General features: G+C 51.5%; 30 protein-coding genes. 14 read left to right on the top strand and 16 right to left on the bottom strand.

Annotated features, from left to right (window positions below; genetic code table 11):
- Positions 1-66: 66 nt before the first annotated feature.
- The 6 genes from HZU75_RS02355 (at position 67) to HZU75_RS02330 (ending at position 3972) form a co-directional block, all read left to right on the top strand.
- Positions 67-540, top strand: a complete 474-nt coding sequence (locus tag HZU75_RS02355; RefSeq protein WP_180307612.1) for a PTS sugar transporter subunit IIA — start codon at positions 67-69, stop codon at positions 538-540.
- Positions 541-622: 82 nt separating this feature from the next.
- Entirely contained in the window at positions 623-1567 is a 945-nt protein-coding gene (hprK, locus tag HZU75_RS02350; protein ID WP_180307611.1) for an HPr(Ser) kinase/phosphatase, read from the top strand.
- A complete protein-coding gene (gene rapZ / locus HZU75_RS02345; protein WP_180307610.1) occupies positions 1567-2427 on the top strand; it encodes an RNase adapter RapZ in 861 nt (286 codons plus the stop codon). The genes hprK and rapZ overlap by 1 nt, the downstream gene beginning before the upstream one ends.
- Positions 2417-2800, top strand: a complete 384-nt coding sequence (locus HZU75_RS02340) for a NusG domain II-containing protein (protein WP_228028159.1) — start codon at positions 2417-2419, stop codon at positions 2798-2800. The genes rapZ and HZU75_RS02340 overlap by 11 nt, the downstream gene beginning before the upstream one ends.
- The gene (locus HZU75_RS02335) at positions 2781-3362 is read left to right on the top strand and encodes a Gx transporter family protein (protein ID WP_180307609.1); all 582 of its coding nucleotides are present in this window, start codon (positions 2781-2783) and stop codon (positions 3360-3362) included. The genes HZU75_RS02340 and HZU75_RS02335 overlap by 20 nt, the downstream gene beginning before the upstream one ends.
- Before the next feature lies 1 nt (position 3363).
- Positions 3364-3972 (top strand): flavin prenyltransferase UbiX, encoded by a 609-nt coding sequence (locus HZU75_RS02330; RefSeq protein WP_180307608.1) that lies wholly within the window; start codon positions 3364-3366, stop codon positions 3970-3972.
- Positions 3973-4027: 55 nt separating this feature from the next.
- Here the strand turns inward: HZU75_RS02330 and HZU75_RS02325 are convergent, their stop codons facing one another.
- From HZU75_RS02325 to HZU75_RS02310, 4 genes are all read right to left on the bottom strand, one after another.
- A complete protein-coding gene (locus HZU75_RS02325; RefSeq protein WP_180307607.1) occupies positions 4028-5383 on the bottom strand; it encodes an MATE family efflux transporter in 1356 nt (451 codons plus the stop codon).
- Between the two features lie 6 nt (positions 5384-5389).
- Positions 5390-5710, bottom strand: a complete 321-nt coding sequence (locus HZU75_RS02320; RefSeq protein WP_180307606.1) for a hypothetical protein — start codon at positions 5708-5710, stop codon at positions 5390-5392.
- A gap of 276 nt (positions 5711-5986) precedes the next feature.
- Entirely contained in the window at positions 5987-6439 is a 453-nt protein-coding gene (gene dtd, locus HZU75_RS02315; protein ID WP_180307605.1) for a D-aminoacyl-tRNA deacylase, read from the bottom strand.
- 2 nt (positions 6440-6441) lie between these two features.
- Entirely contained in the window at positions 6442-6816 is a 375-nt protein-coding gene (locus tag HZU75_RS02310) for a hypothetical protein (protein ID WP_180307604.1), read from the bottom strand.
- A gap of 194 nt (positions 6817-7010) precedes the next feature.
- Between HZU75_RS02310 and asd the strand changes: the two genes are divergently transcribed.
- Positions 7011-8117, top strand: coding sequence for an aspartate-semialdehyde dehydrogenase (asd, locus tag HZU75_RS02305; RefSeq protein WP_180307603.1), 1107 nt, complete (start codon positions 7011-7013; stop codon positions 8115-8117).
- Positions 8118-8205: 88 nt separating this feature from the next.
- Here asd and HZU75_RS02300 read toward each other — a convergent pair whose 3' ends face one another.
- Genes HZU75_RS02300 through HZU75_RS02285 form a run of 4 tightly spaced genes read right to left on the bottom strand, consistent with a single transcriptional unit; the run spans position 8206 to position 11141 of the window.
- Positions 8206-9123, bottom strand: a complete 918-nt coding sequence (locus tag HZU75_RS02300) for a uracil-DNA glycosylase (RefSeq protein WP_180307602.1) — start codon at positions 9121-9123, stop codon at positions 8206-8208.
- The gene (gene rimI / locus HZU75_RS02295) at positions 9120-9647 is read right to left on the bottom strand and encodes a ribosomal protein S18-alanine N-acetyltransferase (protein ID WP_180307601.1); all 528 of its coding nucleotides are present in this window, start codon (positions 9645-9647) and stop codon (positions 9120-9122) included. Before rimI ends, HZU75_RS02300 begins: the two co-directional genes overlap by 4 nt.
- Positions 9644-10333 (bottom strand): tRNA (adenosine(37)-N6)-threonylcarbamoyltransferase complex dimerization subunit type 1 TsaB, encoded by a 690-nt coding sequence (gene tsaB / locus HZU75_RS02290; protein ID WP_180307600.1) that lies wholly within the window; start codon positions 10331-10333, stop codon positions 9644-9646. The genes rimI and tsaB overlap by 4 nt, the downstream gene beginning before the upstream one ends.
- Before the next feature lie 52 nt (positions 10334-10385).
- Complete coding sequence (locus HZU75_RS02285) at positions 10386-11141, bottom strand: substrate-binding periplasmic protein (RefSeq protein WP_180307599.1); 756 nt, start codon at positions 11139-11141, stop codon at positions 10386-10388.
- A gap of 175 nt (positions 11142-11316) precedes the next feature.
- Between HZU75_RS02285 and HZU75_RS02280 the strand changes: the two genes are divergently transcribed.
- The 4 genes from HZU75_RS02280 (at position 11317) to HZU75_RS02265 (ending at position 17062) form a co-directional block, all read left to right on the top strand.
- Complete coding sequence (locus HZU75_RS02280) at positions 11317-13098, top strand: extracellular solute-binding protein (RefSeq protein ID WP_180307598.1); 1782 nt, start codon at positions 11317-11319, stop codon at positions 13096-13098.
- A gap of 1397 nt (positions 13099-14495) precedes the next feature.
- Complete coding sequence (locus HZU75_RS02275; protein ID WP_180307597.1) at positions 14496-15560, top strand: microcin C ABC transporter permease YejB; 1065 nt, start codon at positions 14496-14498, stop codon at positions 15558-15560.
- Positions 15557-16585: an ABC transporter permease gene (locus HZU75_RS02270; RefSeq protein WP_180307596.1), complete on the top strand. Its 1029-nt coding sequence runs from the start codon at positions 15557-15559 to the stop codon at positions 16583-16585. The genes HZU75_RS02275 and HZU75_RS02270 overlap by 4 nt, the downstream gene beginning before the upstream one ends.
- 81 nt (positions 16586-16666) lie before the next feature.
- Complete coding sequence (locus HZU75_RS02265) at positions 16667-17062, top strand: hypothetical protein (RefSeq protein ID WP_180307595.1); 396 nt, start codon at positions 16667-16669, stop codon at positions 17060-17062.
- Between the two features lie 46 nt (positions 17063-17108).
- Here the strand turns inward: HZU75_RS02265 and mutY are convergent, their stop codons facing one another.
- Together mutY and HZU75_RS02255 are read right to left on the bottom strand one after the other, a co-directional pair.
- Entirely contained in the window at positions 17109-18143 is a 1035-nt protein-coding gene (gene mutY, locus HZU75_RS02260) for an A/G-specific adenine glycosylase (protein ID WP_180307594.1), read from the bottom strand.
- The gene (locus tag HZU75_RS02255) at positions 18140-20455 is read right to left on the bottom strand and encodes an AsmA family protein (RefSeq protein ID WP_180307593.1); all 2316 of its coding nucleotides are present in this window, start codon (positions 20453-20455) and stop codon (positions 18140-18142) included. The genes mutY and HZU75_RS02255 overlap by 4 nt, the downstream gene beginning before the upstream one ends.
- Before the next feature lie 161 nt (positions 20456-20616).
- Here HZU75_RS02255 and HZU75_RS02250 point away from each other — a divergent pair, with 161 nt between their 5' ends.
- Positions 20617-21033 carry an acyl-CoA thioesterase gene (locus tag HZU75_RS02250; RefSeq protein ID WP_180307592.1) on the top strand — a complete coding sequence of 139 codons (417 nt, stop codon included), beginning with the start codon at positions 20617-20619 and terminating at the stop codon, positions 21031-21033.
- Positions 21034-21519, top strand: coding sequence for an LEA/WHy family protein (locus HZU75_RS02245; RefSeq protein ID WP_180307591.1), 486 nt, complete (start codon positions 21034-21036; stop codon positions 21517-21519). It abuts the gene before it with no gap.
- 46 nt (positions 21520-21565) lie between these two features.
- On the opposite strand, the gene HZU75_RS02240 is transcribed toward HZU75_RS02245, so the two are convergent.
- Genes HZU75_RS02240 through HZU75_RS02225 form a run of 4 tightly spaced genes read right to left on the bottom strand, consistent with a single transcriptional unit; the run spans position 21566 to position 24185 of the window.
- Positions 21566-22519: a GlxA family transcriptional regulator gene (locus HZU75_RS02240; protein ID WP_180307590.1), complete on the bottom strand. Its 954-nt coding sequence runs from the start codon at positions 22517-22519 to the stop codon at positions 21566-21568.
- Positions 22512-23423: an EamA family transporter gene (locus HZU75_RS02235; protein ID WP_180307589.1), complete on the bottom strand. Its 912-nt coding sequence runs from the start codon at positions 23421-23423 to the stop codon at positions 22512-22514. Before HZU75_RS02235 ends, HZU75_RS02240 begins: the two co-directional genes overlap by 8 nt.
- Complete coding sequence (locus tag HZU75_RS17695; RefSeq protein WP_228028247.1) at positions 23410-23601, bottom strand: DUF1272 domain-containing protein; 192 nt, start codon at positions 23599-23601, stop codon at positions 23410-23412. Before HZU75_RS17695 ends, HZU75_RS02235 begins: the two co-directional genes overlap by 14 nt.
- 8 nt (positions 23602-23609) lie before the next feature.
- A complete protein-coding gene (locus HZU75_RS02225) occupies positions 23610-24185 on the bottom strand; it encodes a cysteine hydrolase family protein (RefSeq protein ID WP_180307587.1) in 576 nt (191 codons plus the stop codon).
- A gap of 273 nt (positions 24186-24458) precedes the next feature.
- Here HZU75_RS02225 and HZU75_RS02220 point away from each other — a divergent pair, with 273 nt between their 5' ends.
- Positions 24459-25076 (top strand): nucleoside/nucleotide kinase family protein, encoded by a 618-nt coding sequence (locus HZU75_RS02220; RefSeq protein ID WP_180307586.1) that lies wholly within the window; start codon positions 24459-24461, stop codon positions 25074-25076.
- Between the two features lie 16 nt (positions 25077-25092).
- Here the strand turns inward: HZU75_RS02220 and HZU75_RS17545 are convergent, their stop codons facing one another.
- Together HZU75_RS17545 and HZU75_RS17540 are read right to left on the bottom strand one after the other, a co-directional pair.
- Positions 25093-25368: a class I SAM-dependent methyltransferase gene (locus HZU75_RS17545; protein ID WP_265575736.1), complete on the bottom strand. Its 276-nt coding sequence runs from the start codon at positions 25366-25368 to the stop codon at positions 25093-25095.
- A gap of 2 nt (positions 25369-25370) precedes the next feature.
- A complete protein-coding gene (locus HZU75_RS17540; protein ID WP_265575735.1) occupies positions 25371-25763 on the bottom strand; it encodes a class I SAM-dependent methyltransferase in 393 nt (130 codons plus the stop codon).
- Positions 25764-25821 lie beyond the last annotated feature (58 nt).

Genomic DNA, 25821 nt, shown 5'->3' with positions numbered 1-25821 from the left:
TTCCCGTTTTTGTTTCTGAGCAAGGCAAGTACAATACCCAGTCCACTAGGGAACACGATTAAGACCATGAGCCTGATTACCAAAATTCTGCCAACCAGTAATGTATTTTTAGATTTAGATGTTGGTAGCAAAAAGCGCGTTTTTGAGCATGTGGGTATTGTGTTTGAAAATAGCCATGGCATTGCGCGTAGCGTGATTTTTGATAGCTTGTTTGCGCGTGAAAAGCTCGGTTCTACCGGTTTGGGGCAAGGCGTTGCCATTCCGCATGGCCGGATTAAAGGCTTGAAAGAGGCGACCGGTGCCTTTGTTCGTTTGAAAGAACCTATCCCATTTGATGCGCCTGATGGCAAACCGGTGTCGCTAATTTTTGTTTTGCTAGTGCCAGCCAATGCCACCGATCTGCATCTGCAAATTCTCTCCGAATTGGCTCAACTCTTTTCGGATAAGCAATTGCGCGAAGAGCTCAATGCCGTGCCAGAGCCGCACTTGGTGTGGCAGCGGATCTCAAGTTGGCAGCCTTACGGCGCTGATTTTACGTAATAGCAATAAGCTAGACTCCCTTTGCTTAGCTGGTTAATATCAAGACTGCATCTGATTGATGCAGTTTTTTTTTGAGAATCGTATGCCCCAAATTACTGCCCGCCAATTATTCATTGATAACGCCGAGAAACTGCGCCTAACTTGGGTGGCTGGACAATCTGGGGCGAATAATCTGCTGTCTAACGATGCCAGTGAGCAAAAGCCATCTTTGTCGCTGGTTGGGCATTTGAATTTTGTACACCCTAATCGGATTCAAGTGCTGGGCATTGCCGAGATTGCCTATGTCAATGGCCTCTCACCCGATGTGCAGCTCAGTAGTCTTAACCAGTTATTTGCCAGCGAAATGGCGGCGATGATTGTCGCCAATGGGCAGGTAGTACCCGATGCCTTGCGTGATGCGGCTGAGCGCCATCATGTGCCTTTATTGACAAGCCCTGAGCAATCTCCGTATTTAATGGAGGTATTGCGCTATTACCTAAGTAAAGCATTGGCTGTATCTACACACCTGCATGGGGTATTTCTGGATGTGCTGGAGGTAGGCGTTTTGCTGACGGGCGAATCGTCAATGGGTAAATCCGAGCTGGCACTGGAGCTGATTTCACGCGGTCATGGTTTGGTGGCCGATGATGTGGTCGAGGTTTATCGTACTAACCCCGAAACGCTGGAAGGTCGCTGCCCACCAATGTTGCGCGACTTTTTGGAAGTGCGCGGGATTGGTGTATTGAATATCCGGACGATTTTCGGTGAAACCGCGGTGCGGCCGAAAAAAACGCTGAAATTGATTATTCATCTTGCCAAAGCCGGTGGCGAATCGCTCGCACCGGTAGATCGCTTGCAAATGCAGGCGGCGACGCAGGCGATTTTGGATGTGCCAATTCGCAAGCTGGTGATTCCGGTGGCGGCGGGGCGCAATTTGGCGGTGTTGGTTGAGTCGGCCGTGCGTAACTATATTCTGCAATTGCGCGGCATTGATTCGACGCGTGAATTCATCGAACGGCATCAAAAATTTATGGAAATGGGCGAGTAATGCCAAATTCAAAGCATCAGCAAGTCGTTTTGTTGTCAGGTCTCTCGGGCGCCGGTAAATCGGTTGCTTTGCGTGCGCTGGAAGATTTGGGCTATTACTGTCTCGATAACCTACCAGCACCATTGTTGCCACAAGCGGTCTCGATGCTCGATATGGACGGTTATCCCCGCGTGGCGATTGCTGTTGATGCACGTAGCGCGCATAACCTGACCAGCTTGCCCGAGCATCTGGATGCCTTGATGCAGTTGGATGTGGATGTCCGAGTGCTGTTTTTGGAGGCCAATGATGAAACTATTATCAAGCGCTATTCTGAAAGCCGCCGTAGTCACCCTTTGTCCAATGGATTGCTAACGGTGAGTGAATGCATCGGAATGGAGCGCGAGGTGCTCGGCGATATTCGTGAAGTAGGGCATTGTATCGATACCAGCGGCATGGCGGCATCAAAATTACGCCACTGGATTCGTGATTTTATCGCCTCGGATAAAGCCAAACTCACTCTTATTTTCGAGTCATTCGGCTTCAAACACGGTATACCGCTGGATGCTGATTTTGTTTTTGATGCCCGTTGTTTGCCAAATCCTTATTACGACCCAGAGTTGCGGCCCTTAACGGGGATGGATAAGCCGGTGGCGGATTTTCTGATGCGCCAACCGACTGTTGGACCATATTTAACGCATATTCTTGGTTTTCTGGAGCGCTGGTTGCCCGAATTTGAGCGCGATCAGCGCAGCTATGTGACTGTCGCAATCGGGTGTACAGGCGGGCAGCATCGTTCTGTTTACTTGGCTGAAGAGCTTAAGCGGCACTTTGCCCGTTCGCGCCAAGTATTAATCCGCCATCGCGAGCAAGATGGTCATTGATACCTGGCGCCTGCTGAAATGGGGTGATGTCGTTTGTGTGATGGTACTGGGCTTGTTGTGGGCAATGCTCACCTACTGGACTTGGACGCAGCCACGAGCTACCCGAGTGCGTATTTATCAAGATGGCAAAGTCTATGCCGAGCTTGATCTAATGGCCGCCAATATCCTGCATGTTACTGGTCCACTGGGCGATACCGTGGTCGAGGTTGCGGCAGGTAAAGCGCGTATCGCCCATGATCCCAGCCCGCGTCAGTATTGTGTGAAAGCAGGCTGGTTAACCCAAGCCGGGCAAAGTGCTATTTGCTTGCCCAACCGAACCAGTATTGAATTGATTGGCAATCAGCCACGCAGCTATGACAGCCTCAGCTACTAAATCAAACTTGCGAGCCGTGCAGATAACGCCGCAAGATGCATATATTGCGCAGTTGGCCGCCTATGCCATCGTGCTCAGCGTGTTGGAGTCTGGGATTCCATCGCCGATACCCGGGGTAAAGCCGGGCTTGGCAAATATTGTTACCCTGATTGCTCTAGACCGTATCGGCTGGAAAGGTGCAGCCTGGGTTAGCATTCTGCGGATACTAGGGTCGAGTATTGTGTTGGGAGGGATCTTCTCGCCCGGTTTTGCCTTGAGTTTAGCGGGGGGGCTGTGCAGTTTGTTCATGTTGGCGCTGACGCAATATTTTCCGCGGCGCTATTTTGGAATGGTGAGTATTTCGCTGCTTTCTGCGATTGGCCATACAGCAGGGCAGTTGCTGTTAGCCCGCCTGTGGCTGATCCCCCATGACGGTATTTTGTATCTGATCCCATTGTTAAGCGGTATGGCCTTGCTGTTTGGTTTTGTGAATGGCGTTATCACCGAGCGCTTGCTCCGGCAATATCCAGCCAGCCCAGCTCAGCCAAGCAGTACCTCCATAATCAAGCAGGACACCATTTAATATGACAAGCAAAACTATCACCCTCGCTTTTACCGGCGCGTCTGGATTGCCTTATGGTTTGCGTACCTTGGAGTGTTTGCTGGCGGCCGGTTGCAAAGTACGCTTGGTGTATACGCAAGTGGCACAAATTGTGGCCAAGCAGGAAATGAATCTGAGCTGGCCATCGCGTGCGGCCGATTTGGCCGAACTATTACGCAACCAATATCAGCTGGCTGAGCCCGCCCAATTGCAAGTGTATGGTCAGCAGGAATGGTTTGCGCCGATGGCCTCGGGCTCAAACCCTGGTGATGGCATGGTGGTGGTACCGTGTACGATGGGCGCATTGTCAGCAATTGCCAATGGCGCCTCGGATAATCTGTTGGAGCGTGCTGCGGATGTGATGATCAAAGAGCGTAAAACGCTGATTGTCGTGCCGCGCGAAACGCCATATTCGGCGATTCATTTGGAAAATATGCTCAAGCTGGCCAAGCTAGGCGTGGTGATTTTGCCGCCCAATCCCGGGTTTTATCACCATCCCACAGAGGTTTCTGACTTGGTCGATTTTGTCGTGGCACGGATTCTCGATCAGTTGCAAGTACCACATCAGTTAATGCAGCGCTGGGGTGAGTAGATGTATATCCGGCTAGGCATTGATTGTGCTTGTGTTGACGAATATACCACCTGTTTTAATGTGTTTGTTGCCCCAGTTTTGCCAAGCTAACCCGACGAAATAACCACAGCAGGGAGAATGCCGCAAAGGTCAGGGCGATGACCAATGCGATCCAAAATCCTTTTGCGCCGACGGGGCTGAATGGCCCAGCACCAAAGGCCAGCGCGTAGCCGAGCGGTATCCCGATGAGCCAAAAGGCCGTAATGTGCAGCAACATCGGAATGCGGGTGCTTTTATAGCCGCGCAAAATACCGCTAGCCACCGCTTGTGTCGCATCGGAAAACTGAAAAAGCCCGGCAAAAAATAATAATTGCGTTGCCAATGCCAAGACTTGAGCGTCTTGGGTGTACCAGCCGGCGATTGTTGAGTCGAGCAGCATGACCAGGCAAGCACTCAAGGTGGCGATGATTAAACCCAAACGTACGCCGTTCTGGCCAATCATGCGTGCTTCTTGCCACTGTCCAGCGCCCGCAGCTTGGGCGACCCGTACGGTTAAGGCGGTGCTAATCGCCAGTGGAATCATAAATAGCAGCCCGCCAAAATTGAGTGCGATTTGATGCGCGGCCACCGAGGTCGTCCCCAAGCGTGCAATCAGCATCGATAGCCCACTAAAGGCGCTAACCTCGACAAAAAAGGTAATCCCAATGGGTATACCTAGCTTGGCCAATTGGAGCTGGGTTGGCCAATGTATACCCCTGATATAGTCAAATGGATGTGTGTCACGATATATCGCCGCATAGCGCACCCATAACACCCACAGTAGCGCGCTAATCCACATACAAAATGCGGTTGCCCAGCCGCAGCCCACTGCACCCAAGGCCGGAAAGCCAAAATGCCCATAGATGAGTAGCCAATTGGCCGGAATATTCAGCGCCAGCGCTATCAGCGAAATCATCATCATGGGTTTAGTGTGATTGAGCGCCGAGCTATAACCGTACAGTACGCGGCTAATGGCCAGCGCGGGCAAGCCCCAGCTCACTGCCGCCAAAAAACGCTGTGCCTTATCATTGACTTCTGCACTTAGGCCCAGGTGGTTAAATACGGGCAATAAGGCATGGGCAATTGCAATCGCAATCAAGCCGGCAAATAAAGCTTGATACAAGGATTGCTGCGTAAGTGCGGGTAGCTCTGCATGCTGTTTGGCGCCGATTTTTTGCGCGGCCAATGGGCTAATCGCGAGCAATAGCCCCATTAGCGTCACAATCAGCATGGTATAAATTGATGCCCCTACTGATACTGCCGCTAAGTCGGCGGCAGAAACGTGGCCAGCCATCACTGCATCCACAAAGGATGTCCCGGTTTGAGCTAACTGGCCCACCATAATGGGCCAGGCCAGCAAGCAAGTGGCTTTTGCGTCTTTAAGTAAGGGCATGAGTTCCTAAATGATGTACTTAGCAGCGTGGCGCGCGGGTTCGTAGTGCGCCAGCAGATCAGTAAAGCGGCTTTGAAAAATCAAGGCCTCGTTCAGATTTAAATCCAATAGCAACAAGCTGCCATCGGGTAAATTATGCGTTGCGATCCCCATACTTAGTGCCGCGGCATAGGCCAAATTCAAGCGATGTGGGGCTGTGCCGGGGGCAAGCTTCAGTTGCAAGCGGTGGTGGTCACGCCAATTCAAATGCAATTGAAAGCGGGTGGATTGAATGGATGAGGTAACGGCGGGGCGATTCACTAGCTCGTACTCTAAACAATCATACATGGGGCAAACTCCTGAATGAATTTGCCGGTAGCGGCTGGTAAAACTCAGGCTACCGACGCTTTAGCGGAATTTCGGGCGCGCCCCGCAAGTTGTCGATTAATAGGCGCAAACAACAGAAATAAAAAAGCCACGGCAAGCGTGGCAATCAATCTAAACACGCTTTAGCAGAGTTTTATACCGCGCCCTGCAAGCTGCTGATCAACTCGGCGCCATTTCATTCTGCGCCGCTACGCGGTCAGGGTCAAGATCGGTAATTTCCCTTATCTCTGATCGCAATTAATCGGTTTGTTTGGAATCTAGCCAAATGGTAACCGGGCCATTATTGCAAAGTGATACCTGCATATCGGCACCAAATTGCCCGGTAGCGACGGGTTGCGCTATTTTTTCGCTTAAGGCCGCAACAAACTGGCCAAACAAAGGCTCGCTCACAGCGCCGGGCGCTGCTGCACTCCAGCTGGGGCGATTGCCTTTTTTACAGCTGGCGTACAGGGTAAATTGGCTTACTGCCAGCACTTCGCCACTGACATCGCATAAGGAGCGATTCATTACGCCATTTTCATCATCAAAAATGCGCAAATTGGCAATTTTACCTACTAAATATTGAATATCTGCCGCGCTATCCTCATGGCTAATGCCAACCAGTAGCAGTAATCCTGCGCCGATTTGCCCCACGATTTGGTTTGCCACTTCAACTTTGGCATGATTGACGCGTTGGATAAGGACCCGCATGGTTAGCGGACTGCCAGCGAGGTTAAATGAATCGTTTCATCGGCCGCGAGGCTCACTTTAAACGAGCCAGTTTGATCTTGTGGCTGTGTACCTTGAATGAGGCGCTCTTTCAATAAAGCGGCAGCACGGGGTGATTTTTGATTGAAGCGGCCTAAATCACGTACCAGATGGCGCAAAAAGAAGGGGAGGGCATCGCTTTGTTCGCGATGCTTGTCCAGCTCTCTGGACATTCCTGACATTAAAGCCATTTCGATGCGAAAAGCGAGTTCATCACGTGCGCGCAGGGTTTTTTCCATTTCGATTTTTTGTTCGGCTTCGCGCAAAATCGGATTGGTAAACTTGCGTGGCTCTTTGGCCGGAGGGTGGAAAATGTCCATGAACTAATGGGCTCGCTGGCGATAAATGTAAGTAAACGAGAAAATACACCAGCACGATGCATTCGTCATTATTTTTTCGGCAAAAAACGTGCTGCGCGGCGATTCTTGCTGTTTTCCGTCTAGCCAGACATACGGAATTTCTCTAATATCAAGGGCTTGCTGTTTGTATTTTGTAATCGGATAAGGAAAACATAATGAAGCGGGTTGGTTTAGTCGGTTGGCGCGGTATGGTGGGCTCGGTCCTGATGCAACGTATGCAGGAAGAGAAAGATTTTGACGTGATTGATCCCGTCTTCTTCACCACATCGCAAGCAGGTCAAGCAGCGCCTAATTTTGGTAAAGATGCTGGTACCTTGAAAGACGCTAACGATATTGCTGAATTGAGCAAGATGGATGTCATCATCTCTTGCCAAGGCGGCGACTACACGACCGCGATTTTCCAAAAACTGCGCGCCAGCGGTTGGGAAGGCTACTGGATTGATGCGGCATCTACGCTGCGGATGGAAGACGACGCTGTCATTATCCTTGATCCGGTGAACGACGACGTTATCCAAGGCGCATTGGCGAAAGGCGTTAAAAACTACATCGGTGGCAACTGTACCAACTCGATCATGTTGATGGGGATGGGCGGCTTGTTCAAAGCGGGCTTGGTTGATTGGGTATCGTCAATGACTTACCAAGCGGCTTCTGGCGGCGGCGCGAACCACATGCGCGAATTGCTCAAAGGTATGGGCGTGGTTTACAACTCGGTTGCGGATGAGTTGGCAACACCATCGTCGGCAATTCTGGAAATCGACAAAAAAGTAGCACATACGATTTCTAGCGACGTACCAACCGAATTCTTTGGCGCGCCATTGGCGGGCGGTTTGATCCCTTGGATCGACAAACAGCTCGATAACGGCCAATCGAAAGAAGAATGGAAAGGCCAAGCCGAAGTAAACAAAATCCTCGGCACCGATGCAACGATTCCGGTCGATGGCTTGTGTGTACGTATCGGTGCGATGCGTTGCCACAGCTTGGCGTTGACGATCAAGCTGAAAAAAGATCTGCCACTCTCTGAAATCGAAGCCATCATCAAATCAGGTAACGATTGGGTGAAATGGGTGCCAAACGACCGTGAAATCAGCGTGAAAGAGCTGATTCCAGCGCAAATCACTGGCAAGCTCGATATTGGTGTTGGTCGTGTTCGCAAACTGAATATGGGCCCAGAGTACATCAGCGCTTTTGTGATTGGCGATCAATTGCTGTGGGGCGCTGCTGAGCCACTGCGTCGTATGCTGCGCATTTTGTTGGCTAAATAAACGCCGTTTTTTGGCGCAAGAAAAAGGCTCCTTTGCAGGAGCCTTTTTTATTTTGCTTGCTGATTATGCCGATATCAGGATGCAGGCACTATTGCTCATTCAGTTGCGATTTTAGGAGTAATAAATCCTGCCAGGCTTTAGCTTTGTCAGGCATATTGCGTAGCAAATAGGCTGGGTGATAGCTCACCACCACCGGCACCTGACGATATTGATGGATTTTGCCGCGTTGCGCCGAGATTGGTGCGTCATTATTGAGCAGGCTTTGAATCGCAAACCGACCGCTGGCATACAAGACTTTGGGCGCAATCAGCTCGATTTGCCGCGCCAGAAATGGTGCACACTGAGCCACTTCATGTGCTTGTGGGTTGCGATTAGCGGGGGGGCGACATTTCAACACATTGGCAATAAATATCTTCTGCCCGCGTCGCTGACCGATGCTGGCCAACATATTGTCCAGTAGTTTCCCGGCTTTACCTACAAACGGCTCGCCTTGTGCATCCTCATCCGCGCCGGGGGCTTCACCAACGACCAGTAGTTGCGCTTGTGGATCGCCCACGCCAAATACGGTTTGGGTGCGTGTTTGGCAGAGCTCACAGGCGGTACATTCGCGTACGGCTTGCTGTAGCTGATCCCAATCCAGCTGCATAATGTGTTGGGTACGCTGATCCAGCTGCGGGGTATTTTCACTTGTGAGCGCAACTTGGCGTGCAGCAGGCGTGTTGCGTGCTTTGAGCACCTGATGAATGGCGGCAGCTTCTTGCGATGGGCCTTTTGCGACCTGACTTGGCGTTTCGGGTGCTGTTGCGATGGTGGCTTCCATACGCTGATGAGCCGCTTGCGCAATCGGGCTAAAGTGCGGGTTAGGCGTGTTAGTCACTGGCGTGGGTTGCGCCACTACGGTGATTGAGCTTGGTTCCTCGATGACTTGCAGCTGCGCTAAGACCTCGTGCCGAACCCAGACCGGATTGAGGCCCAATTCATTCAGAATTAAGGCACGTCGGTTCATGGCTGAGCCCCATTGTTGGCAGGGTGCGTTAGCTGTTTGCTGCAAAGAATGGCATCCTCACGTGTAATGTGTTCACCGGCGTCGGTTTCAATATCGCAGGGATAATAATTTTTACGGCAGCCGGCTTCCTGCCAACCATGGCGCGCATAAAACGACCGGGCGCCAGTATTGCTGCGACGGACTTCAAGAAAAAGCTGGCGGATGCCTTCACGCGCTAGCGTGGTTTCGGCGTAATGCAATAATTGCGCACCCAGACCGTGACTTTGTAGTGTTGGCGTAATGGCCAGTAGCAACACTTCCGCCTCATCTAAGGTGGCCATGCAAACAATAAAACCAGCTAATTGCCCATTGTTCCACAGGCCAAAGCAATCATGTTGTTGCAGAGAATCCAGCCATTGTTTGCCCGTCCATGGATGCGCGTTCGTGCTTTCATCCAAATCGGCTAATGCAGCCACATGGCTGGCATCGAGTCTGGCAAACTTGGGCAACAGGGGGGCGGGGCGCGTGTTGCTGGTGCAATTCATTTAGCGGCTCGTTCGTGCGTTTTTAGCGCCACTTTATCACGCAAGTAAACCAAATTCGCCTGTTCGGCACTCACTCCCTGACCTGCCGCAAATTGTGACAGCGCAAGTTTCAACATCTCACGCGCATGGGGCTGCCGAGCTGCGTCGATCTGGCTTAAGTGTGCCCCGATTCTGTCCTGTAATGCGGTTTGATAGCTGGCAAAACCGGTGCCAATACCAAACCAATCATTCCCATCGGGGATCGGTACATCTTCAGGGTTGCACACCTGAGCTGCATGGATGGTCTGCCACGCTGCGCCTTGGCGCTCAAAGGCCGCGCAATAAACTTGGTTCATACGGGCATCGATACATACATAGGCACGTATAGCGCCAGATGCCTCTGCTAGTGCTTCTAGTGTTGAGATGCCCACTACAGGAATGTTCTGTGCATAGGCCAAACCCTGTGTAATGCCACAGCCAATACGCAAACCTGTGAATGAGCCCGGGCCGCTAGGGTAGGCTATGCCAGCCATATCGGCCATGCTCAATTGCAGCTCGGCCAGCAGCTCCCGTAAATAGGGCAGGGTGAGTTCGGCGTGCCTTTGCCCTACGGGCCAGTCGCGCGCCACGATGGTTGCGGCATCCAGACTTGTGCTGATGGCCAGAGACAACTGTTCGCTGGACGTATCGATGGCTAAATAGGGCATAGTACGGGATATCTAAGGGCAAAACGCTATTCTAGCATGCCCCGCGCTTGCCTCAGCGGCTTACACTGGCCTCGGGCGTTAGATACTGCTTGCGGATTTTGTCTAATTCACCCGTGGTTTTAAGGTGTTGAAATGCCTCTTTAAACCGGTTAAAGGTTTCTGGATTGACTTTAGGGTTAAAACCAAAATAACAACCGCCGCCTTTAACAATGGTAAATGCTGGTGTGAGCTGGCTAGCATCGAGTTTTAGCTGGCGCGCGCTATAGACATGAGGGATGAGCATCCCCGCCGATAAATCAAAACGCTTGGCATACAGCATTTTGACGGTACGAATTTCCTCAGGGGAGCTGATATCCAAGCGGCTCATATTGTAGCCCATGCCTTGCAATATCTGTGCTGCCGCTGCGCCCCGCGCGGCACCTGAGTAATAGCGCTCGGCATCTTTGATGCTATTGAGTTGAATATCAGTGCGATTTTTTAATTTCAAAAACACAATATCGCAATCATCGTACGGACCCACCCATAAATATTGTGTTTCGCGCTGCGGGGTACGCACGATGGTGTAGATCAGGCTATCCGGATTGCCCTGATTGGCCTGAATCGCGCGTAACCATGGCAGGCTTTCCCGTTTAATGCTCAGGCCGGTTTGCTCGACGATGCGGTCGATAATCTGGTTGGCCAGCCCTTTGAAGTTTTGCCCTTCTGTGTAGTTGTAGGGGGCAAATTCTTCGGTGTAGGCGGCTAAGTTGTTGGCCCAAGCGGGGATGGTGCCCAAGCTCATGGCCAGCAGCAGTGCCGTGAAACGCATTGATGAATCCCCCGTGTGCAATGGCTAGCCTTTACCTTACGCTATGAGCTTTGCGTGGTTTGCGCTAGTAAGTTCTGATGAACGTCATCATACTTGCTTTCGCGGTGTTGGTCAGATGGCACGCTTGCATGGATAGTCGCAAGGGCGATAAGGGCTTTCATTTATGATGTGAAATATGAAAAAACTACTGGCCAGCTTTCTTTGTATATACCATGCCCATGTATGGGCTGCACATGCAATTTCTTTGGGTGATACAGTTAAATACCCTCAGGGCTTTACTGCATTTGCCTATGTAAACCCGCAGGCAAAAAAAGCGGGAGAGCTGATCTTGCCCAATCCGGATCGGCGTAGCAGTTTTGACTCATTCAACCCGTTTATCATCAAGGGGCAGCCTGCCGCAGGTTTGGGGGCGCTAATGTTTGAATCCTTGGGCACGATGAGCTTGGATGAAACCGCCACCATGTACGGCTTACTGGCCAGTGATATTGCCTTGGCTGCCGATGGCAAAGCCGTGACCTTTAAACTCAATCCCAAAGCACGCTTTAATAATGGCGATCCGGTTACTGCGCAAGACGTCAAACACAGTTTTGATACCCTCAATAGCAAACTCGCTGCACCGCAATATGCTTCGCAATTGAGCGATGTGGCGGGCATCGAAATTCTAGATGCAGGCACAGTGCGCTATCGCTTTAAATCGGCCAACCGCGAACTGCCACAAATTGTTGGCACGTTGCCGGTGTTTTCGCACAAATGGGGGGCAGGGAAAGCCCTTGATCAAATAGCGCTTGAGGCACCAATCACCAGCGGCCCATATCGCATTGCGAGCTATCAATTTGGGCGTAGCATTAGCTATCAGCGTCGCTTGGATTATTGGGGGAGCACTATTCCTACCCGTCGCGGACAATATAATTTTGATCGGGTCACCTATCGCTACTATCAGGATGAAACCGCGCGGCTGGAGGCGTTTAAAGCCGGTGAGTTTGATTTCATCACCGAATACAGTGCCCGCAACTGGGCGCGCCAATATCAGGGGCCGAAATTTCGAGCGGGTGAAATCATCAAGCGCGAGCTGCGCCACCACAATAGCAGCGGCATGCAGGGCTATGTCCTGAATATTCGCAAGCCGCAATTTGCCGATCTGCGTGTGCGCCAAGCTTTAGGCCTTGCTTTGGATTTTGAATGGCTCAATCGCCAGCTGTTTTACAGCCAATACACGCGCCTGAACAGCTTTTATGCCAATGGCGAGCTGGCTGCCAGTGGCAAACCGAGTGAGGCGGAACTTGCACTACTCAAACCGCTAGCCAAATTCTTGCCGCCCGAAGTATTTGGGCAATTGCCCGCTCAGCCCAACACGAATCCCCCCAATTCCTTACGCAATAATCTGCGCCAAGCGCGCGAGCTGCTCAAACAAGCAGGCTGGGAATATCGCGACGGCGCGCTGCGCAACGCCAAGGGTGAAGCGTTTACGTTTGAGATTCTGGATGATGGCGGCTCAATGGCACGCGTCTTCCCGCCGCTTGCCCGCAACCTAGCCAAGCTGGGTATCACGGCAACGATGCGCAATATCGACTTCGCGCTCTATCAGCGCCGGCTCGACAGCTTTGATTTTGATGTAACGGTATTGCGCTTTCCCGATGTGCAAAGCCCGGGGCAAGAGTTGCTCGATTATTACGGCAGCAAAGCGGCCGATGTGAAGGGCAGCAGCAACGTCATCGGCATTAAAAACCCGGCCATCGACGCGCTAATCGGCCACGTGCTGGCCGCACCGAACCGCGCCGCCCAAATCACCGCCGTCCACGCGCTTGATCGCGCCTTACTCACTGGTCATTACATCATCCCGCACTGGTACAGCGCCACACATCGCGTCGCGTGGCGGGATAGGTTTGCCATGCCGAAAGTGATGCCGCTGTATTATCAGGCGGGGGATTGGATGTTGGCGACGTGGTGGGTGAGATAGCTTTTTGGCACTCTTGGAGAGGAGTTTTATTTTGTCATTTGGGTCTGGTGCATTTTCAAAAGCGGGCCATAAGCCACCGAGGTGGATTTGGATATTGTTGGTTTTATTCCTGATCGCCGTGATTGTTTTGCTAATGAGTAAATAACACTTTTGGTGTGAATGGAAACTTTACGTGTTGGAGTCAAGATGCCATATTGCCCTGTTTGTAATTCTCAATTTGACTCAATTCGTTGGTACAAGACGGGGGGAGGACGATATGGTTCTGTCGAAACAAGATGTAATCAATGCAAATCGAGCATTGCTGCATACCTGCCATTTTGGATTGACGTGCCAATCGGTCTTATTGCGCCAATATTGATTCTAATTTTAATAGGTCGCTACCAAGCAGACCTTGTAGATTTCGCTATTTTCCCAATTGTTTTGTGGATGCTTTTTGGGCGTGTCTTTTTATTTAAGTGTTTTGGCCGAGTTGAGCTGCAATAAATGATGATGCGCAGGTCGGCTACGCTGGCTGAATAATCCAAGTGTGTGTGATTTGTTGAGCTGGATTGGCGGCTGTGCACCGCGGCACTTACTTCTCTTGCTTCGCCAAGAGAAGTAAGCAAGAGAAGGCGACCCGGGCGAAAAGCGCTCCGCGCTGCCCTTGCTGCGTCGTGAGCCAAACGATGATGCTGTTTGTCTCTCTCCTTGCTGCGGTTTTCGCTACACGGGAATTCAAGCTCTAGTTTCACGAGCGTGGCATATACATGCCGTGGTATAGCTCTGAGAATGATTTACTACATGGCTTTGGTTGGCATACCCATTTCTTGGTTAGTACGCATCGCCCGTGGAGACGCGCCGTTCGGGAGGCGGTTGGCAAGGTTTTAAGCCGCAACCTGTTTGAGCTGCGCGACGGTAGCGCGCAGCGAGTTTTGCGGCGCCTTGCCAAGCGCTGGACGGACGGGGTTTCGCGTCGATCGGGCGCGTTAGGGTTATCAGGGGCAAGGCAAGACTGCCCCTGATTCGTTTGGCGGGCGAACCCGCCGGTTTACCGCCTGCGGAGCAGGCTCTGATGCGAGTGTGACCAGCGATGAGATTTGCCATTAAACAATTTTTAGTTTTAACAGTAACGATAGTCGCTGGATCTACAGTATTCATTGCTGCAAATAATGGAGGTGTGTGGTTAATTCTTCCTTTACTGTTAATACCGGCATGGTTGCTTGGCATAATGATTTTGGCTGCGGGTGTGGCGTGTAGGCTCTGTGGGCATTCTGCTATTGACTGCCATCCTGAACATTCAGTACCCAAACAATTCATCACTATTTTTCTAACTGGCAGATGTAATTATTGTGACTCATATCTTGAGTAGATTTTTTTCACTAAATTATTGACGTGCTTTTTCTCTAGGGCTGGCATTTATGCTGCAATACATTCTCAAACGCCTGCTGCTCATGCTTCCCACGCTGTTTGGCGTGCTGCTCGTCAGCTTTGTCGTGATCCAGTTTGTCCCCGGTGGGCCGGTGGAGCAGATGGTGTATCAGCTCAAAGGCCGCGGTGCCGCTGAATCAGCGGGCAATACGTCGGCAGGTACTGGCGCGTATCAGGCGGCGCGGGGTTTGTCTGATGAGCAGCTCACGCAGATTAAAACCCAATACGGCTTTGATAAACCTGCGCCTGAGCGCTTTTGGCTGATGCTGAAAAGCTATGTCAGCTTTGATTTGGGCGAGAGCTGGTTTCGCCACGCCAGCGTGGTGGATCTAATACGTGAAAAGCTGCCGGTGTCGATGAGCCTAGGCATTTCTAGCTTGCTGCTGACCTATTTGATTGCGGTGCCGCTGGGCGTGGCCAAGGCGGTGCGGCATGGCTCGCGTTTTGATTGGGTGACTACTTTTGGTTTGCTGGTGGCGTATGCGATACCTTCATTTGTGCTGGGCGTAGTGTTGCTGGTGCTGTTTGGCGGTGGTTCATTCTGGCAGTTGTTTCCGCTGCGCGGCCTCACTAGCGATGGCTGGGAATCGCTATCAATGGCGGGCAAAGTGATGGATTATGTGTGGCATTTGGTATTGCCAGTGACCGCTATGGTGGTGGGCGGTTTTGCGAGCCTCACCTTTTTAACCAAAAACTCCTTTCTGGAAGAAATCAATAAGCAGTATGTGACCACTGCACGCGCTAAGGGGGCGACTGAGCAGCGAATTTTCTGGCGTCATATTTTGCGTAATGCTGCTTTGCCATTGGTGGTGGGCTTGCCCGAGGCGATTATCGGGGCATTTTTTACCGGGAGCTTGTTGATTGAAACCCTATTTTCTTTGGATGGATTAGGTTTGTTGTCGTATGAATCGGTTTTGCGCCGCGATTATCCAGTGGTGCTAGGGACTTTGTACTTTTTTACTTTAATTGGCTTGCTGGGCAAACTGTTGTCGGATTTGGCTTATGTACTGCTTGATCCGCGAGTGCAATTTGGGCGGGTAGGGGAAGGCCAATGAGCGCCGTGGCTGAGGGTTATTGGGTGCGGGCTTGGCGGCGATTTAAAGCACAGCGCCGTGCTTATGTATGTTTATGTTTGTTTACTTTGTGCTTTGTCTTGAGTTTAGGCGCCGAGTTGTTGTCCAACGATAAACCCTATGTGGTGAGGTACCAAGGAGCTTGGTATTACCCCTTGCTGAATGATTATCCTGAGACCACATTCGGTGGTGATTTTCCAACCCCGACAGATTATCTTGACCCATTTATCACGCAGCAATTGGCAAAAGATGGTAATTGGGCACTGTTTCCACCCAATCGTTATGGTGCCAATACGCTTAATTATTTTGCCTCCCAGCCTAATCCCGCACCACCTTCGGCGCAAAATCGATTGGGTACTGATGATAAAGGGCGCGATCTGGTGGCGCGATTGCTGTATGGCTTTCGCACCAGTGCCTTATTTGCTTTGGCTTTAACCGTTGCAGGCTCGTTATTGGGGGTATTTATCGGTGCACTGCAGGGGTATTTCGGTGGGCGTGTCGATTTATTCGGGCAGCGTTTAAGCGAAATTTGGGCTTCTTTGCCCGAGCTGTACTTGCTGATTATCTTTACGGCTATTTTTGAGCCTAGCTTGGGTTTGTTACTAATTTTGATGACCTTGTTTGGCTGGCTAGGTTTGGCCGATTACACCCGCGCGGAGTTTTTACGCAATCGCAATCAGGAATATGTATTGGCAGCGCGGGCAATGGGCTTAACGCATTGGCAAATTATCCGCCGCCATTTATTGCCTAATAGCCTGACACCCGTGCTGGCCTTTTTGCCGTTTCGCATGGGTGCGGCGATTTTGGCGCTGACCAGTCTCGATTTTCTGGGGCTAGGCGTAGGTCAGCAAACGGCATCGCTGGGCGAGTTGCTAGCGCAGGGCAAAGCCAATCTGGATGCGTGGTGGATTTCGATTAGTGCTTTTGCGGTGCTATTGGGTTTGATGTTGATGCTGGTGCTGATTGGAGAAGGGCTGCGCAATGCGTTGGATCCAAGGGCTAAATAACCTACCTGTTCGGTGTACCTATGTTCAGCTTTTGAACTCAGATTGAATTTAATAAAATATTTTTTAATTCATGGATAGTCAATGATGGTTGACGATCAAGCTAAAGTGAATCCTCATTCAGGCAGTGTATTCAAGGCTCTCTTTCATGATGCTGGGGTTCACCGATATTTTGCTGTTGCGTGTTTGGTGTGGTTCTTTTTATGTCCTCTGCTTTCATTTACTGTCGGGCGTGCTGGATTTAATCCGCGAGTTAGTGTAGCTGCAAGTCAAATATCATTATTTATTGGATTTGCCTTAATTTTGCCTGCTTGTGGCTTCTGCACGCTGTTTTTGTATAGCGCTAAAATGGCTCGGCAAAATGATAGAAACGTATTGGTCTTTACTGGTTATTGTGGCTTTTTATTTGCGGCTGGTCTGTTGTTGTTTGGCGGATGGCTTTATGTGGGAGTACTTATGAATGGCATTGTGCTGATTTGATGCATTAGTACTCTACAAAAAGTGGTATTGAATCCGAGTTTTCTGATTACTTTGGTGTTTTGCTGAGAATTTTACGAATTGGCGTGGGTATCCCTGCAGCTAGTGCAGCATCAATGTTAAACCACTGCGCATTTGATTCATGCAGAGCGCTAACCGCAATTGCATATGCAGGCTGTGGCGTGATGGTAAGTTTGTAATGAGTAAATACATGCACAAAGTCGGGTAGGGCGGGTTCCAGCTCGATTTTTAGCCCCAGTTGCTGCGCAGCTAATTCACTTGCAATAAGTGTACTTTCCACTTCGGGCAAGCTCCATAAGCCGCCCCAGATTCCCGTCGGAGGGCGTTTTTCGAGCAGGATTTGCCCTGCATCGTTGCGGATAATCAGCATCACCGTCGATTTTTCCGGGACGGTTTTTTTCGGTTTTGGGGTGGGTAATTCGCCTTGCCGATTGCTCAATCTCGCTTGGCAGTCAGCATTCATCGGGCAGGTTAAACATGTCGGTTTTTTCGGCGTACAGACCGTAGCGCCCAGATCCATCAGTCCTTGGGTATACGCCTCGATCTGCTCGGCAGGGAGTAGAGCGTGCGCCAAACCCCAGAGTTTATTTTCTACGGCTTTCACGCCCGGATAACCGTCAATCCCTGCCCAACGAGTCAGTACACGTTTGACATTGCCATCCAGAATGGCAGCACGCGTGCCATACGAAAAAGCGGTAATCGCCGCCGCGGTACTGCGGCCAATACCGGGCAGCTCAGCCACCAGTGCCGGATCGCGCGGAAATTCCCCCCCATATTGCGTTACCACCGCTTGTGCGCATTTGTGCAGATTACGTGCGCGGGTGTAGTAGCCCAAGCCACTCCACAGGGCCAATACATCGTCGAGTGGGGCGGCGGCTAAGTCGAAAATTGTCGGAAATTGAGCCAGAAACCGCGGGTAATAATCGAGTACGGTCGTGACTTGGGTTTGTTGCAACATCACTTCAGATAGCCACACGCGGTAGCCATCCGCGACTTGCCAAGGCAGGCCATGCCGACCATCCTCTTGCTGCCAAGCAATTAATCTAGTCGCGAAATCACTCATTTTTTGCTTGGCTTGTTGGTCGCTGTGGGGGCTGGTTTTTTGGCTGCGTTGCGCTGGCTTGCGGCTTTTTTCTCGGCGGCTTTGCGTTGCGCAGCAGCTTTGGCTTGTTCTTGTGCGGCTTTATGAGCCTCTGCTTGGGCTTTCGCTTTTTGCTCGGCTTCTTGGCGGGCCATGATTTGCGCTTTAAGGCTGGTGTAGTCCGCTTTGTATTCTGGAGCGTTCAGCGGGCCGCTAAACGAGATCGGCAGTGTTAAACCTTTAAGGCCTGATAACTCGGGGACATTCGGATTAGCACTGGCTTTCATATTGTAATTGAGCTCACCAGAGCCCAGATTAATCTCGCCACCACCGCTTAAATTTAAAATTCCTGCGCTGATGTTGAGGTCATTGTTGCTGGCAATACCGTGTTTGAGCTGCCAGGTGGCTTGCAGGGCGGTAAATTGAGTTCGGGCATCTTTTGCGCTAATTGGTGCCGTTTCGCCGTTCATTAATTTGATCTGCTGGCTGGCGGTACGCAGTAATGCAGGAATATCAATACCGCGGATGGCCCCTTGTTTTAGCCGCATCCGGATATTCCCGCCCGCAGTATGGCGTAAATCGGCAAGCTTATTACCGACAGCTGCCACATCAATAATAATGTCACTACGTCCCTCAAACCGGCTGGTATCGAGTACATCGGTCAGTAGGGTGTTAATGTTCATATTGGTGAGCATTTGCTCTAGGCGGAAATAGACCGGCTTTTTGCTGGCATCAATTTCAGCTCGCCCATTTAAGCGTCCTTCATAAATAGTCGCAGACAATGGGTCGAGTACGATGCGTTGGTTGCGGGCAATCAGCTTCATGGATAAATCATCCACATGCATATTTTGCAGCACCAGCTCGCCAATTTTCACCGAGCCAATGGCATTTAGATTTTTAAGCCACCAAAAATCAAGTGCTGCAGCGTGGTCAACGGTTTTGGCGCCAGCAGAGACGACCGGCAGGTAAGGGGTCAAGTCGAGTTTGGCCAGATCGATATTGACGCGATATTGCGGCGCTATAAAGTTTTCCAGATTGATTTGCGAGCTGATGTTTTCACCATCGAGTTGGCCACGACTTTCCAGGCTTAGCACTTCATTGCGCAAATCCAAATCACCATGCCCTTCGAGCGCAAGGCGAATTTCGCCGCGTGGCAGGCTGCGGTTGGAGTAATTACCTGTGAGTTTGTAGGCAGCCAAGCGCGCGAGGTAGCCTCGGTATAGCTCCATCGGCGTAGTAAGCTGTATCGCAAGGTTTTGCTCCGGACTTTTGTATTTCAGCGAAATTTGGGCTTTTTCAGTACGTAAAAAGCTGCGATGAGCACCACCTAGCGTTGGGATATAGGTTTTTGCACTCAGTTCGCTGTGCTGATCTTTCATGCCAATATCGAATTTAAGTCGATTTAGATTGAGCGAGGTATCGGTAAGCTGAATTTCGGGGATATCCAGTGCGCTAGTCCATAGCTGTCCAGCCCGATTAGCACTGCTGCTCACTTTCATATCGCCGCCGGTGAGCCGCAATGGCTCCCAACTGTAGTTCAAATTGCCGGTGGCGCTGAGCTTGGCATCTTTTACCTGCAATTCGGGGGCACTTTCGCCTTGCTGGATGAGGTTGAGCTCAATATCTGCAATACGTAAGGTGCGCTCTTTTTCCAAGTAGCGCATTGCCGCCGAGCCGCTGATTTCGCCTTGCCAAACCGGTGCCGAGGTTTTCTCCCCCATTGAGGCTTTGCCCTGTAGCGACAAATTGCCTTTTTTCGGGTCAGTGAGCTGATCCATGATTAAATCAAGCTGACTTAAATGCAGGGTTTCGCCTAAAAATTCGTCTTTCCAGCTTAGTTTGGCTTGTAGAAAGCTCAGCTTATCGAGTGCGACACCGACTTTATCGCTGTGCGGGCGCAATAGGTCTTCGAAGTTGTAGGTGCCGTTTTCATTGCGCACAATGCTCAATTCCGGCTGTTCAACCTCAATGGCGTGGATCACCGGTTTGCCTGTCGTGATCAAGGGCCATAGTCGGAATACGACTTTAAGGCTTTCAGCGTGGGCGAAAATTGTTGGGTTTTGCGGCTCGGATAAGGTGGTGTCGTTGAGTAAGATGGCTGGGCGCGGTAGCAGGACTACGTGAGCACTGCCACGAATTGACATGGTACGTTGTGTATCGGCTTGCACCTGAGCGATGATTTGCTCGCGCACGCTGTCAAACGATAGAAAATACGGCAGCACGCCCACTAAGGTGCTGAGTATCAAGACTAATAAAATTAAAATCCGTATCGGACGGGAGTGTCGCCAATCCATAAAAAACGTGTCTGTGTCGCGCGAATCGGTCGATTATCCATAAGAAAGCACTGAAACAAAAGCGCGATGTGAAAATTGTCAGTCAGCGGGGTCAAGCTGCGCATCCCTTGGCGCTGATTTCGTTTTATGATGTGGCATCCGAACCCATTGCGAGTTATTGCATGTCACATCTCACCACAATAAAGGTGCGCGGCTATCATCTTGATTTATATGGGCATGTTAATAATGCCCGCTATCTGGAGTTTCTAGAGGAAGCCCGCTGGGACATGATCGAAGATGCGGGAGGCGTAGTGTGGTTTAGCCAGCGCCGCTTGGCACTGGTTGTGAGCCGAATTGATATTCGCTACAAGCGGGCCGCAACCATGGGTGATGTATTGGTGATCAAAAGCTATTTGGCGCAATTAAACGAGCGTGATGGTTTAATCAAGCAGCAGGTCTTGCGCCAAGATAATGGCAAGCTAGTGGCAGAGGCTGATGTCACCTTTGCTGCCATTCACCCCGATCAGCCGGGTGCGCAATTGATGCAGGGTGAATTGGCCGAGCGCTTTGCGCTGATGCTATCAGCGGAGGAAGCCTAAATGCGCATGATTCGATATATAGCCTTGCTGGTGACTGCGGCAGTATTGATAGCTTGCAATGCCATTCCTAATCATTTTGAAAAGCCACAGGTGAGTTTAGCGAGTATTTCTTTGGCTAAATTCGGGCTACTTGAGCAGCAATTTGTGCTCAATCTGCGGGTGACCAATCCAAATGATTATGAAATCCCCGTCAATGGTTTGCATGTGAATGTTGATATCAATAATCAGCCCTTTGCCCAAGGTGTGAGTAATGAAAAAGTTACGCTGCCGCGCTTAGGGGAAAAAATGGTGAAAATGAATGTCACTACTAACCTAAACCAAGTTCTTAAGCAGCTTAAAGCGTTGCAAAGTGGTGATATGAAATTGGCCTACAAAATCTATGGCAAGGTTTACGCGCCACTGGTCCCCGCAGGGCTGGCTTTTGAGCGTAAGGGGGAGCTAGAGGGCTTGGGCGATCTGAGCGGAAAAATCGCAGATAAACTCTAGTTGGCGATTGGTGAGGTATACGCCCTAGAGATAATTTGTATTTGATCTAGCGACTAATACCCCGGCAATCGCTGGGTAATTGGCCCGTTGCCTGTTGCCACACCCGTCGAAAATCCCGCGTGGAGGCAAAGCCTGCTTCTGCGGCGACTTGGTCTAAATTCAGGCTGGGGTTGGCCAGAAGTTGCTGCGCCAGTGCCAGCCGGATGGCGCGCTGATAGTCATGTGGGGTCAGCGCCGCGTGTTGGATAAATAGGCGGCTGAGGGTACGCGGTGTGGTGTGCACGGCAGCGGCTAGCTCGGCCAGCTTCCAGCGACGTTTGACCTGCTGGCTGATTAAATCTTGCGCCTTATGCACTTGCGGATGGATATGGTTGCGGTGGGCTAGCCACGCGGATAGTTGCGGGTCTTGCCCGCTACGGCGCAGCCATACCACCATTTCACGCGCAATCGCTTGCGTCATGCTGGGGCCAAATTCACGCGCTACTAGATGCAAGGCCAGATCAATGCCGGCGGTAATTCCGGCGCTGGTAGCGATATTGCCGGCTTCGACAAACAAGCGGTTTTCTTCTATCAGTGCAGTGGGAGCGGTGTGCCGCAGCCGCTCGATCAGCTCATGGTGTGTGGTGCAACGCTTGCCATCGAGCAAACCGGCTTGCGCGGCGATCATAGTTCCCGAACAAATACAGGCGAGCTGATGGCGCGCCGGATCAAATTCGCGGCGCAGCCAGTCCACGATGGCTTGTGCTTCGGGGCGCTGCAGATTGTGTTTGGAATTTTGCACGCCGATTAACATGATCAGTGCTCCATCGGGAATCGGCGCAGGCAAGGGTGCAAGCTGGTGCTGGCGCAAACCAACTGACGAGGTCAACTCGGGTACTGCAGCTGCCATGTGCAAATTCAGTTCCGCGCCATGCTCGCTGGCGATTTGCAACACCTCGGCCGGACCTGCCAAATCGAGCAGCATAAACTGCGGGCTCAGGATGAAATAGACTTCACGCATTTTTTACCTGCCACGGCCAGCGCAAGCGTGCGCCAAAAATATTCAGTAATAATCCCAACATCAAAATCAGCGCGCCCAGCAATTGCTGTACGCTCAGCTTTTCATGTAGAAACAGCGCAGCCGATGCCAGCCCAAACCACGGCACCAGCAAACTAAACGGCGCGACCAAATTGGCCGAGTGGCGCTGTAGCAAATCATTCCAGATCGAGGTGGCCAAAATCGTCGCAATCAAGGCCAGATACAGCACCGCCAGTACTGATTGCATTGATAAATGGCTAAGCGCGGTGAACACGACCGTCGGGCCATCAACGAGTAAGGTCAGGATACTAAAGATAGCTAGTGGGGGTAATGCGGCCCAGATAATTAAGCTACTGGGTTTGACGGCTATACCCTGCTTGGCCGTGTGGCGAATCAGGATATTTCCCAGCGCCCAGCCTGCCGCGCCGCATAGCGTCAGGCTAAACCCCAGCAGCGTCATCGTCTGTCCATTTAGGCCTTGCCCATGCGACAAGCCAATCAGCGTCAAGCCGCCAGCCGCCACGATTAAACCCGCTAGCTGATACCAGCGCCAGCGCTCATTGAGCAATAGCAGCGCGAAAATCAGCGTGAAAAACGCCTGCGATTGCAACACCACCGACGCGAGGCCAGCGGGCATGCCCAATTTCATCGCGGTAAACAAGCAACCAAACTGCCCCACGCCCCACACCACGCCATAGCCTAACCAGTATTTGGCGGGGATCGCGGGGCGCGGAATAAAGAAAACCGCTGGCAGCGCCACCAGCAAAAAGCGCAGCGCCCCCAGCAGCAAGGGCGGTAAACCCTGCAAACCCCACCGGATTACCACAAAATTAAAACCCCATGTGCTCACCACTACCAGCGCAAGCAATAAGTCACGCCACGGCATAGTTAGGCTCCTGCGGACGACGACGTGGGCGCAGTACTAACTCGCCTTGGCAATTGGGGCATACATACCGGAAAACTTGTGTGCTGCACGTGGGGCAGAAAGTGCATTCAAACGAGCAGATATAGGCCTGCGCATTGGGCTCGAGTGGTGCACTGCAACGTTCACATTGGGGTTTCATTGCCAGCATTATTGAACTCCTTGTAATCGCGGGCGATCGATTGCAGATAGCTCGGCCAGTATGTCGGCCACGGTGCAGATGCGGGCAAAGCGTCTAGCCAGCACCAGCTCGGTTCGCTCTTTAATTTCGGCGGGGCTAAAAACCCGGCCATTGGTATGGGTCATCGCGAAGGTTAAGGTGGCCTCGGTGACAAAATCCACCGCAAACCCCAAATCTGACGCCACGCGTGTGGTGGTTTCGCAGCACTGCTCGGTGCGAATACCGCTGATAATTAAGCGCTTAATTTGCCGCTGATGTAGCCATTGCAACAGGCCCGACTCGGTAAGTGCGTTGTGAACCTGCTTTTCGAAGGTGGCCGCAGGTGTGTGGCGTAAAAAGGCCATTGGTTTTACCCAACCACTGGCTTTACTGAAGGGCGCATCACCATCCACGTGCAGTATATTAACAACGGGTATTTGCGCGGCTTCGCAACCCGCGATTAAGCGATTTAGCTGTTCAGCAAAAGTAGGTAGATCGGCATCCGTCCAAAATGGGCGCTGTTCGAAAGATTGTTGCACATCGATAACCAGTAGGGCAGAGGACATTTTTTGCTCCATTAATAATTGATTAGTGGATTATCTGCCCTGAGTGTCAGCTTGGTTAGGCCAGAGTAAGGCAAGTTAGGGGACAAATCTAGACATTATTTTTCAGAATATTGCGCTTAGTTTGGTCTGCACTACTTGGCGCGGTGCATGTCAGGGTAGTTTAATTGGGTAATTCACCTTATAGCCATTTACAAGCGCGTTCCGTCAAAGTGCAAGGTAGCGATGGTGATTAGGTCAACGCGGATTTTGCCAATCAACACCAAAGGAAAAGACATGGATTTCATGGCGCTACTGCAACAAGCAAACCAACTCATCGCCAGTGGCGAGCGACATATTTTGGGCTTAATCGGTGCACCGGGGGCGGGCAAGTCAACTGTGGCTGCCAAACTGATCGCTGCCTTGGGGGATGCCGCAGTGTTGGTGCCGATGGATGGCTTTCATTTAGCAAATGTGGAGCTAGCCCGACTTGGGCGGGCCGCTAGGAAAGGGGCACCGGATACTTTTGATGTGGCGGGCTACGTACATTTATTGCAAAGAATTCGCCTGCAATCGGCTGAAGAAGTGATTTATGCGCCAGAGTTTCGTCGCGAAATCGAAGAGCCGATCGCCAATGCGATTGCCGTGCTACCGCAAACTCCCTTGGTCATTACTGAGGGAAATTATTTGCTGCTGCCGCAGCTGGGCTGGGAGGCGGTGCGGCCATGTTTAAGCCAAACCTATTATGTTGATGTGCCTGATGAAGTGCGGCGTGAGCGTTTACTTTTACGTCATCAGCAATTCGGCCGTACGCCGGCAGCCGCACTAGCGTGGGTGATGCAAACGGATGAACCGAATGCACAGCGTATTGCTGCGCATCGGCATCTGGCTGATTATCAGCTGCAATTGGATTAAGTGGGATTAAGTGGGATTAAGTGCCCGCGCGTAGCGGCAGATAGCCATCAAAACGGGTGCTTTCGCCTTCTAGCGCAAAATCAGGTTTGCACCCAGCTAAATGGGGCGCATGGCGAGGCCGTTTCACGGTCACGCGTTTTAGTGCAATTTGGCGTGCTGGGGGCAGCAGGGCGTCGGCGTCTTCATCGCCGCCGATCAGCGTTTGAAAGGCGGCCATTTCTTTTTTTGACTTGGCGCGTTTACCCGGCTCGGGGAACATCGGGTCGAGATACACTACGTCGAATTCTTGCACGGCTAGGGGCCAGTGCCTGCGGCTCGCTCGGCGAGCCACGCACGGCCGTCGCCAAAGTGGAGTTGCATCCGATTTGCAATTTCGGCTACATGGGTATCTTGCTGCGCACGGCTTAGTCCGTCTTTTAGCAGTAAATACGCTACTGGGGTACGCTCAATAAGCGTAACCTCACACCCTAGACTCGCTAAAACAAAACCATCGCGGCCCAGCCCCGCTGTGGCATCAAGCACCCGCGGCAGATAGCCGCTTTTAATGCCGACTGCTTTAGCTACTGGCTGGCCACGGCCACCACCAAACTGGCGGCGATGTGCCGCCGCGCCGCCAACAAAGTCAACAAACACCGGCGCTTTTTCCGTTAACGAATGTAGCTCAAGATGCTCATCAACCCAGCTCAAATAGTGTGTTGCATCACTAGGGGGGTATCCCACAGTGGTAAGCCCAGTAATTGCGCTT

Origin of the sequence: Chitinibacter fontanus, from assembly GCF_013423785.1 — a bacterium.
GTDB lineage: Bacteria > Pseudomonadota > Gammaproteobacteria > Burkholderiales > Chitinibacteraceae > Chitinibacter > Chitinibacter fontanus.
This window is presented reverse-complemented; position numbering and strand designations above follow the sequence as displayed.

Coding starts and splice junctions, on each gene's coding strand:
- HZU75_RS02355 (WP_180307612.1), top strand. CDS start 67: ATGAGCCTGATTACCAAAATTCTGCCAACCAGTAATGTATTTTTAGAT.
- hprK (WP_180307611.1), top strand. CDS start 623: ATGCCCCAAATTACTGCCCGCCAATTATTCATTGATAACGCCGAGAAA.
- rapZ (WP_180307610.1), top strand. CDS start 1,567: ATGCCAAATTCAAAGCATCAGCAAGTCGTTTTGTTGTCAGGTCTCTCG.
- HZU75_RS02340 (WP_228028159.1), top strand. CDS start 2,417: ATGGTCATTGATACCTGGCGCCTGCTGAAATGGGGTGATGTCGTTTGT.
- HZU75_RS02335 (WP_180307609.1), top strand. CDS start 2,781: ATGACAGCCTCAGCTACTAAATCAAACTTGCGAGCCGTGCAGATAACG.
- HZU75_RS02330 (WP_180307608.1), top strand. CDS start 3,364: ATGACAAGCAAAACTATCACCCTCGCTTTTACCGGCGCGTCTGGATTG.
- HZU75_RS02325 (WP_180307607.1), bottom strand. CDS start 5,383: ATGCCCTTACTTAAAGACGCAAAAGCCACTTGCTTGCTGGCCTGGCCC.
- HZU75_RS02320 (WP_180307606.1), bottom strand. CDS start 5,710: ATGTATGATTGTTTAGAGTACGAGCTAGTGAATCGCCCCGCCGTTACC.
- dtd (WP_180307605.1), bottom strand. CDS start 6,439: ATGCGGGTCCTTATCCAACGCGTCAATCATGCCAAAGTTGAAGTGGCA.
- HZU75_RS02310 (WP_180307604.1), bottom strand. CDS start 6,816: ATGGACATTTTCCACCCTCCGGCCAAAGAGCCACGCAAGTTTACCAAT.
- asd (WP_180307603.1), top strand. CDS start 7,011: ATGAAGCGGGTTGGTTTAGTCGGTTGGCGCGGTATGGTGGGCTCGGTC.
- HZU75_RS02300 (WP_180307602.1), bottom strand. CDS start 9,123: ATGAACCGACGTGCCTTAATTCTGAATGAATTGGGCCTCAATCCGGTC.
- rimI (WP_180307601.1), bottom strand. CDS start 9,647: ATGAATTGCACCAGCAACACGCGCCCCGCCCCCCTGTTGCCCAAGTTT.
- tsaB (WP_180307600.1), bottom strand. CDS start 10,333: ATGCCCTATTTAGCCATCGATACGTCCAGCGAACAGTTGTCTCTGGCC.
- HZU75_RS02285 (WP_180307599.1), bottom strand. CDS start 11,141: ATGCGTTTCACGGCACTGCTGCTGGCCATGAGCTTGGGCACCATCCCC.
- HZU75_RS02280 (WP_180307598.1), top strand. CDS start 11,317: ATGAAAAAACTACTGGCCAGCTTTCTTTGTATATACCATGCCCATGTA.
- HZU75_RS02275 (WP_180307597.1), top strand. CDS start 14,496: ATGCTGCAATACATTCTCAAACGCCTGCTGCTCATGCTTCCCACGCTG.
- HZU75_RS02270 (WP_180307596.1), top strand. CDS start 15,557: ATGAGCGCCGTGGCTGAGGGTTATTGGGTGCGGGCTTGGCGGCGATTT.
- HZU75_RS02265 (WP_180307595.1), top strand. CDS start 16,667: ATGATGGTTGACGATCAAGCTAAAGTGAATCCTCATTCAGGCAGTGTA.
- mutY (WP_180307594.1), bottom strand. CDS start 18,143: ATGAGTGATTTCGCGACTAGATTAATTGCTTGGCAGCAAGAGGATGGT.
- HZU75_RS02255 (WP_180307593.1), bottom strand. CDS start 20,455: ATGGATTGGCGACACTCCCGTCCGATACGGATTTTAATTTTATTAGTC.
- HZU75_RS02250 (WP_180307592.1), top strand. CDS start 20,617: ATGTCACATCTCACCACAATAAAGGTGCGCGGCTATCATCTTGATTTA.
- HZU75_RS02245 (WP_180307591.1), top strand. CDS start 21,034: ATGCGCATGATTCGATATATAGCCTTGCTGGTGACTGCGGCAGTATTG.
- HZU75_RS02240 (WP_180307590.1), bottom strand. CDS start 22,519: ATGCGTGAAGTCTATTTCATCCTGAGCCCGCAGTTTATGCTGCTCGAT.
- HZU75_RS02235 (WP_180307589.1), bottom strand. CDS start 23,423: ATGCCGTGGCGTGACTTATTGCTTGCGCTGGTAGTGGTGAGCACATGG.
- HZU75_RS17695 (WP_228028247.1), bottom strand. CDS start 23,601: ATGAAACCCCAATGTGAACGTTGCAGTGCACCACTCGAGCCCAATGCG.
- HZU75_RS02225 (WP_180307587.1), bottom strand. CDS start 24,185: ATGTCCTCTGCCCTACTGGTTATCGATGTGCAACAATCTTTCGAACAG.
- HZU75_RS02220 (WP_180307586.1), top strand. CDS start 24,459: ATGGATTTCATGGCGCTACTGCAACAAGCAAACCAACTCATCGCCAGT.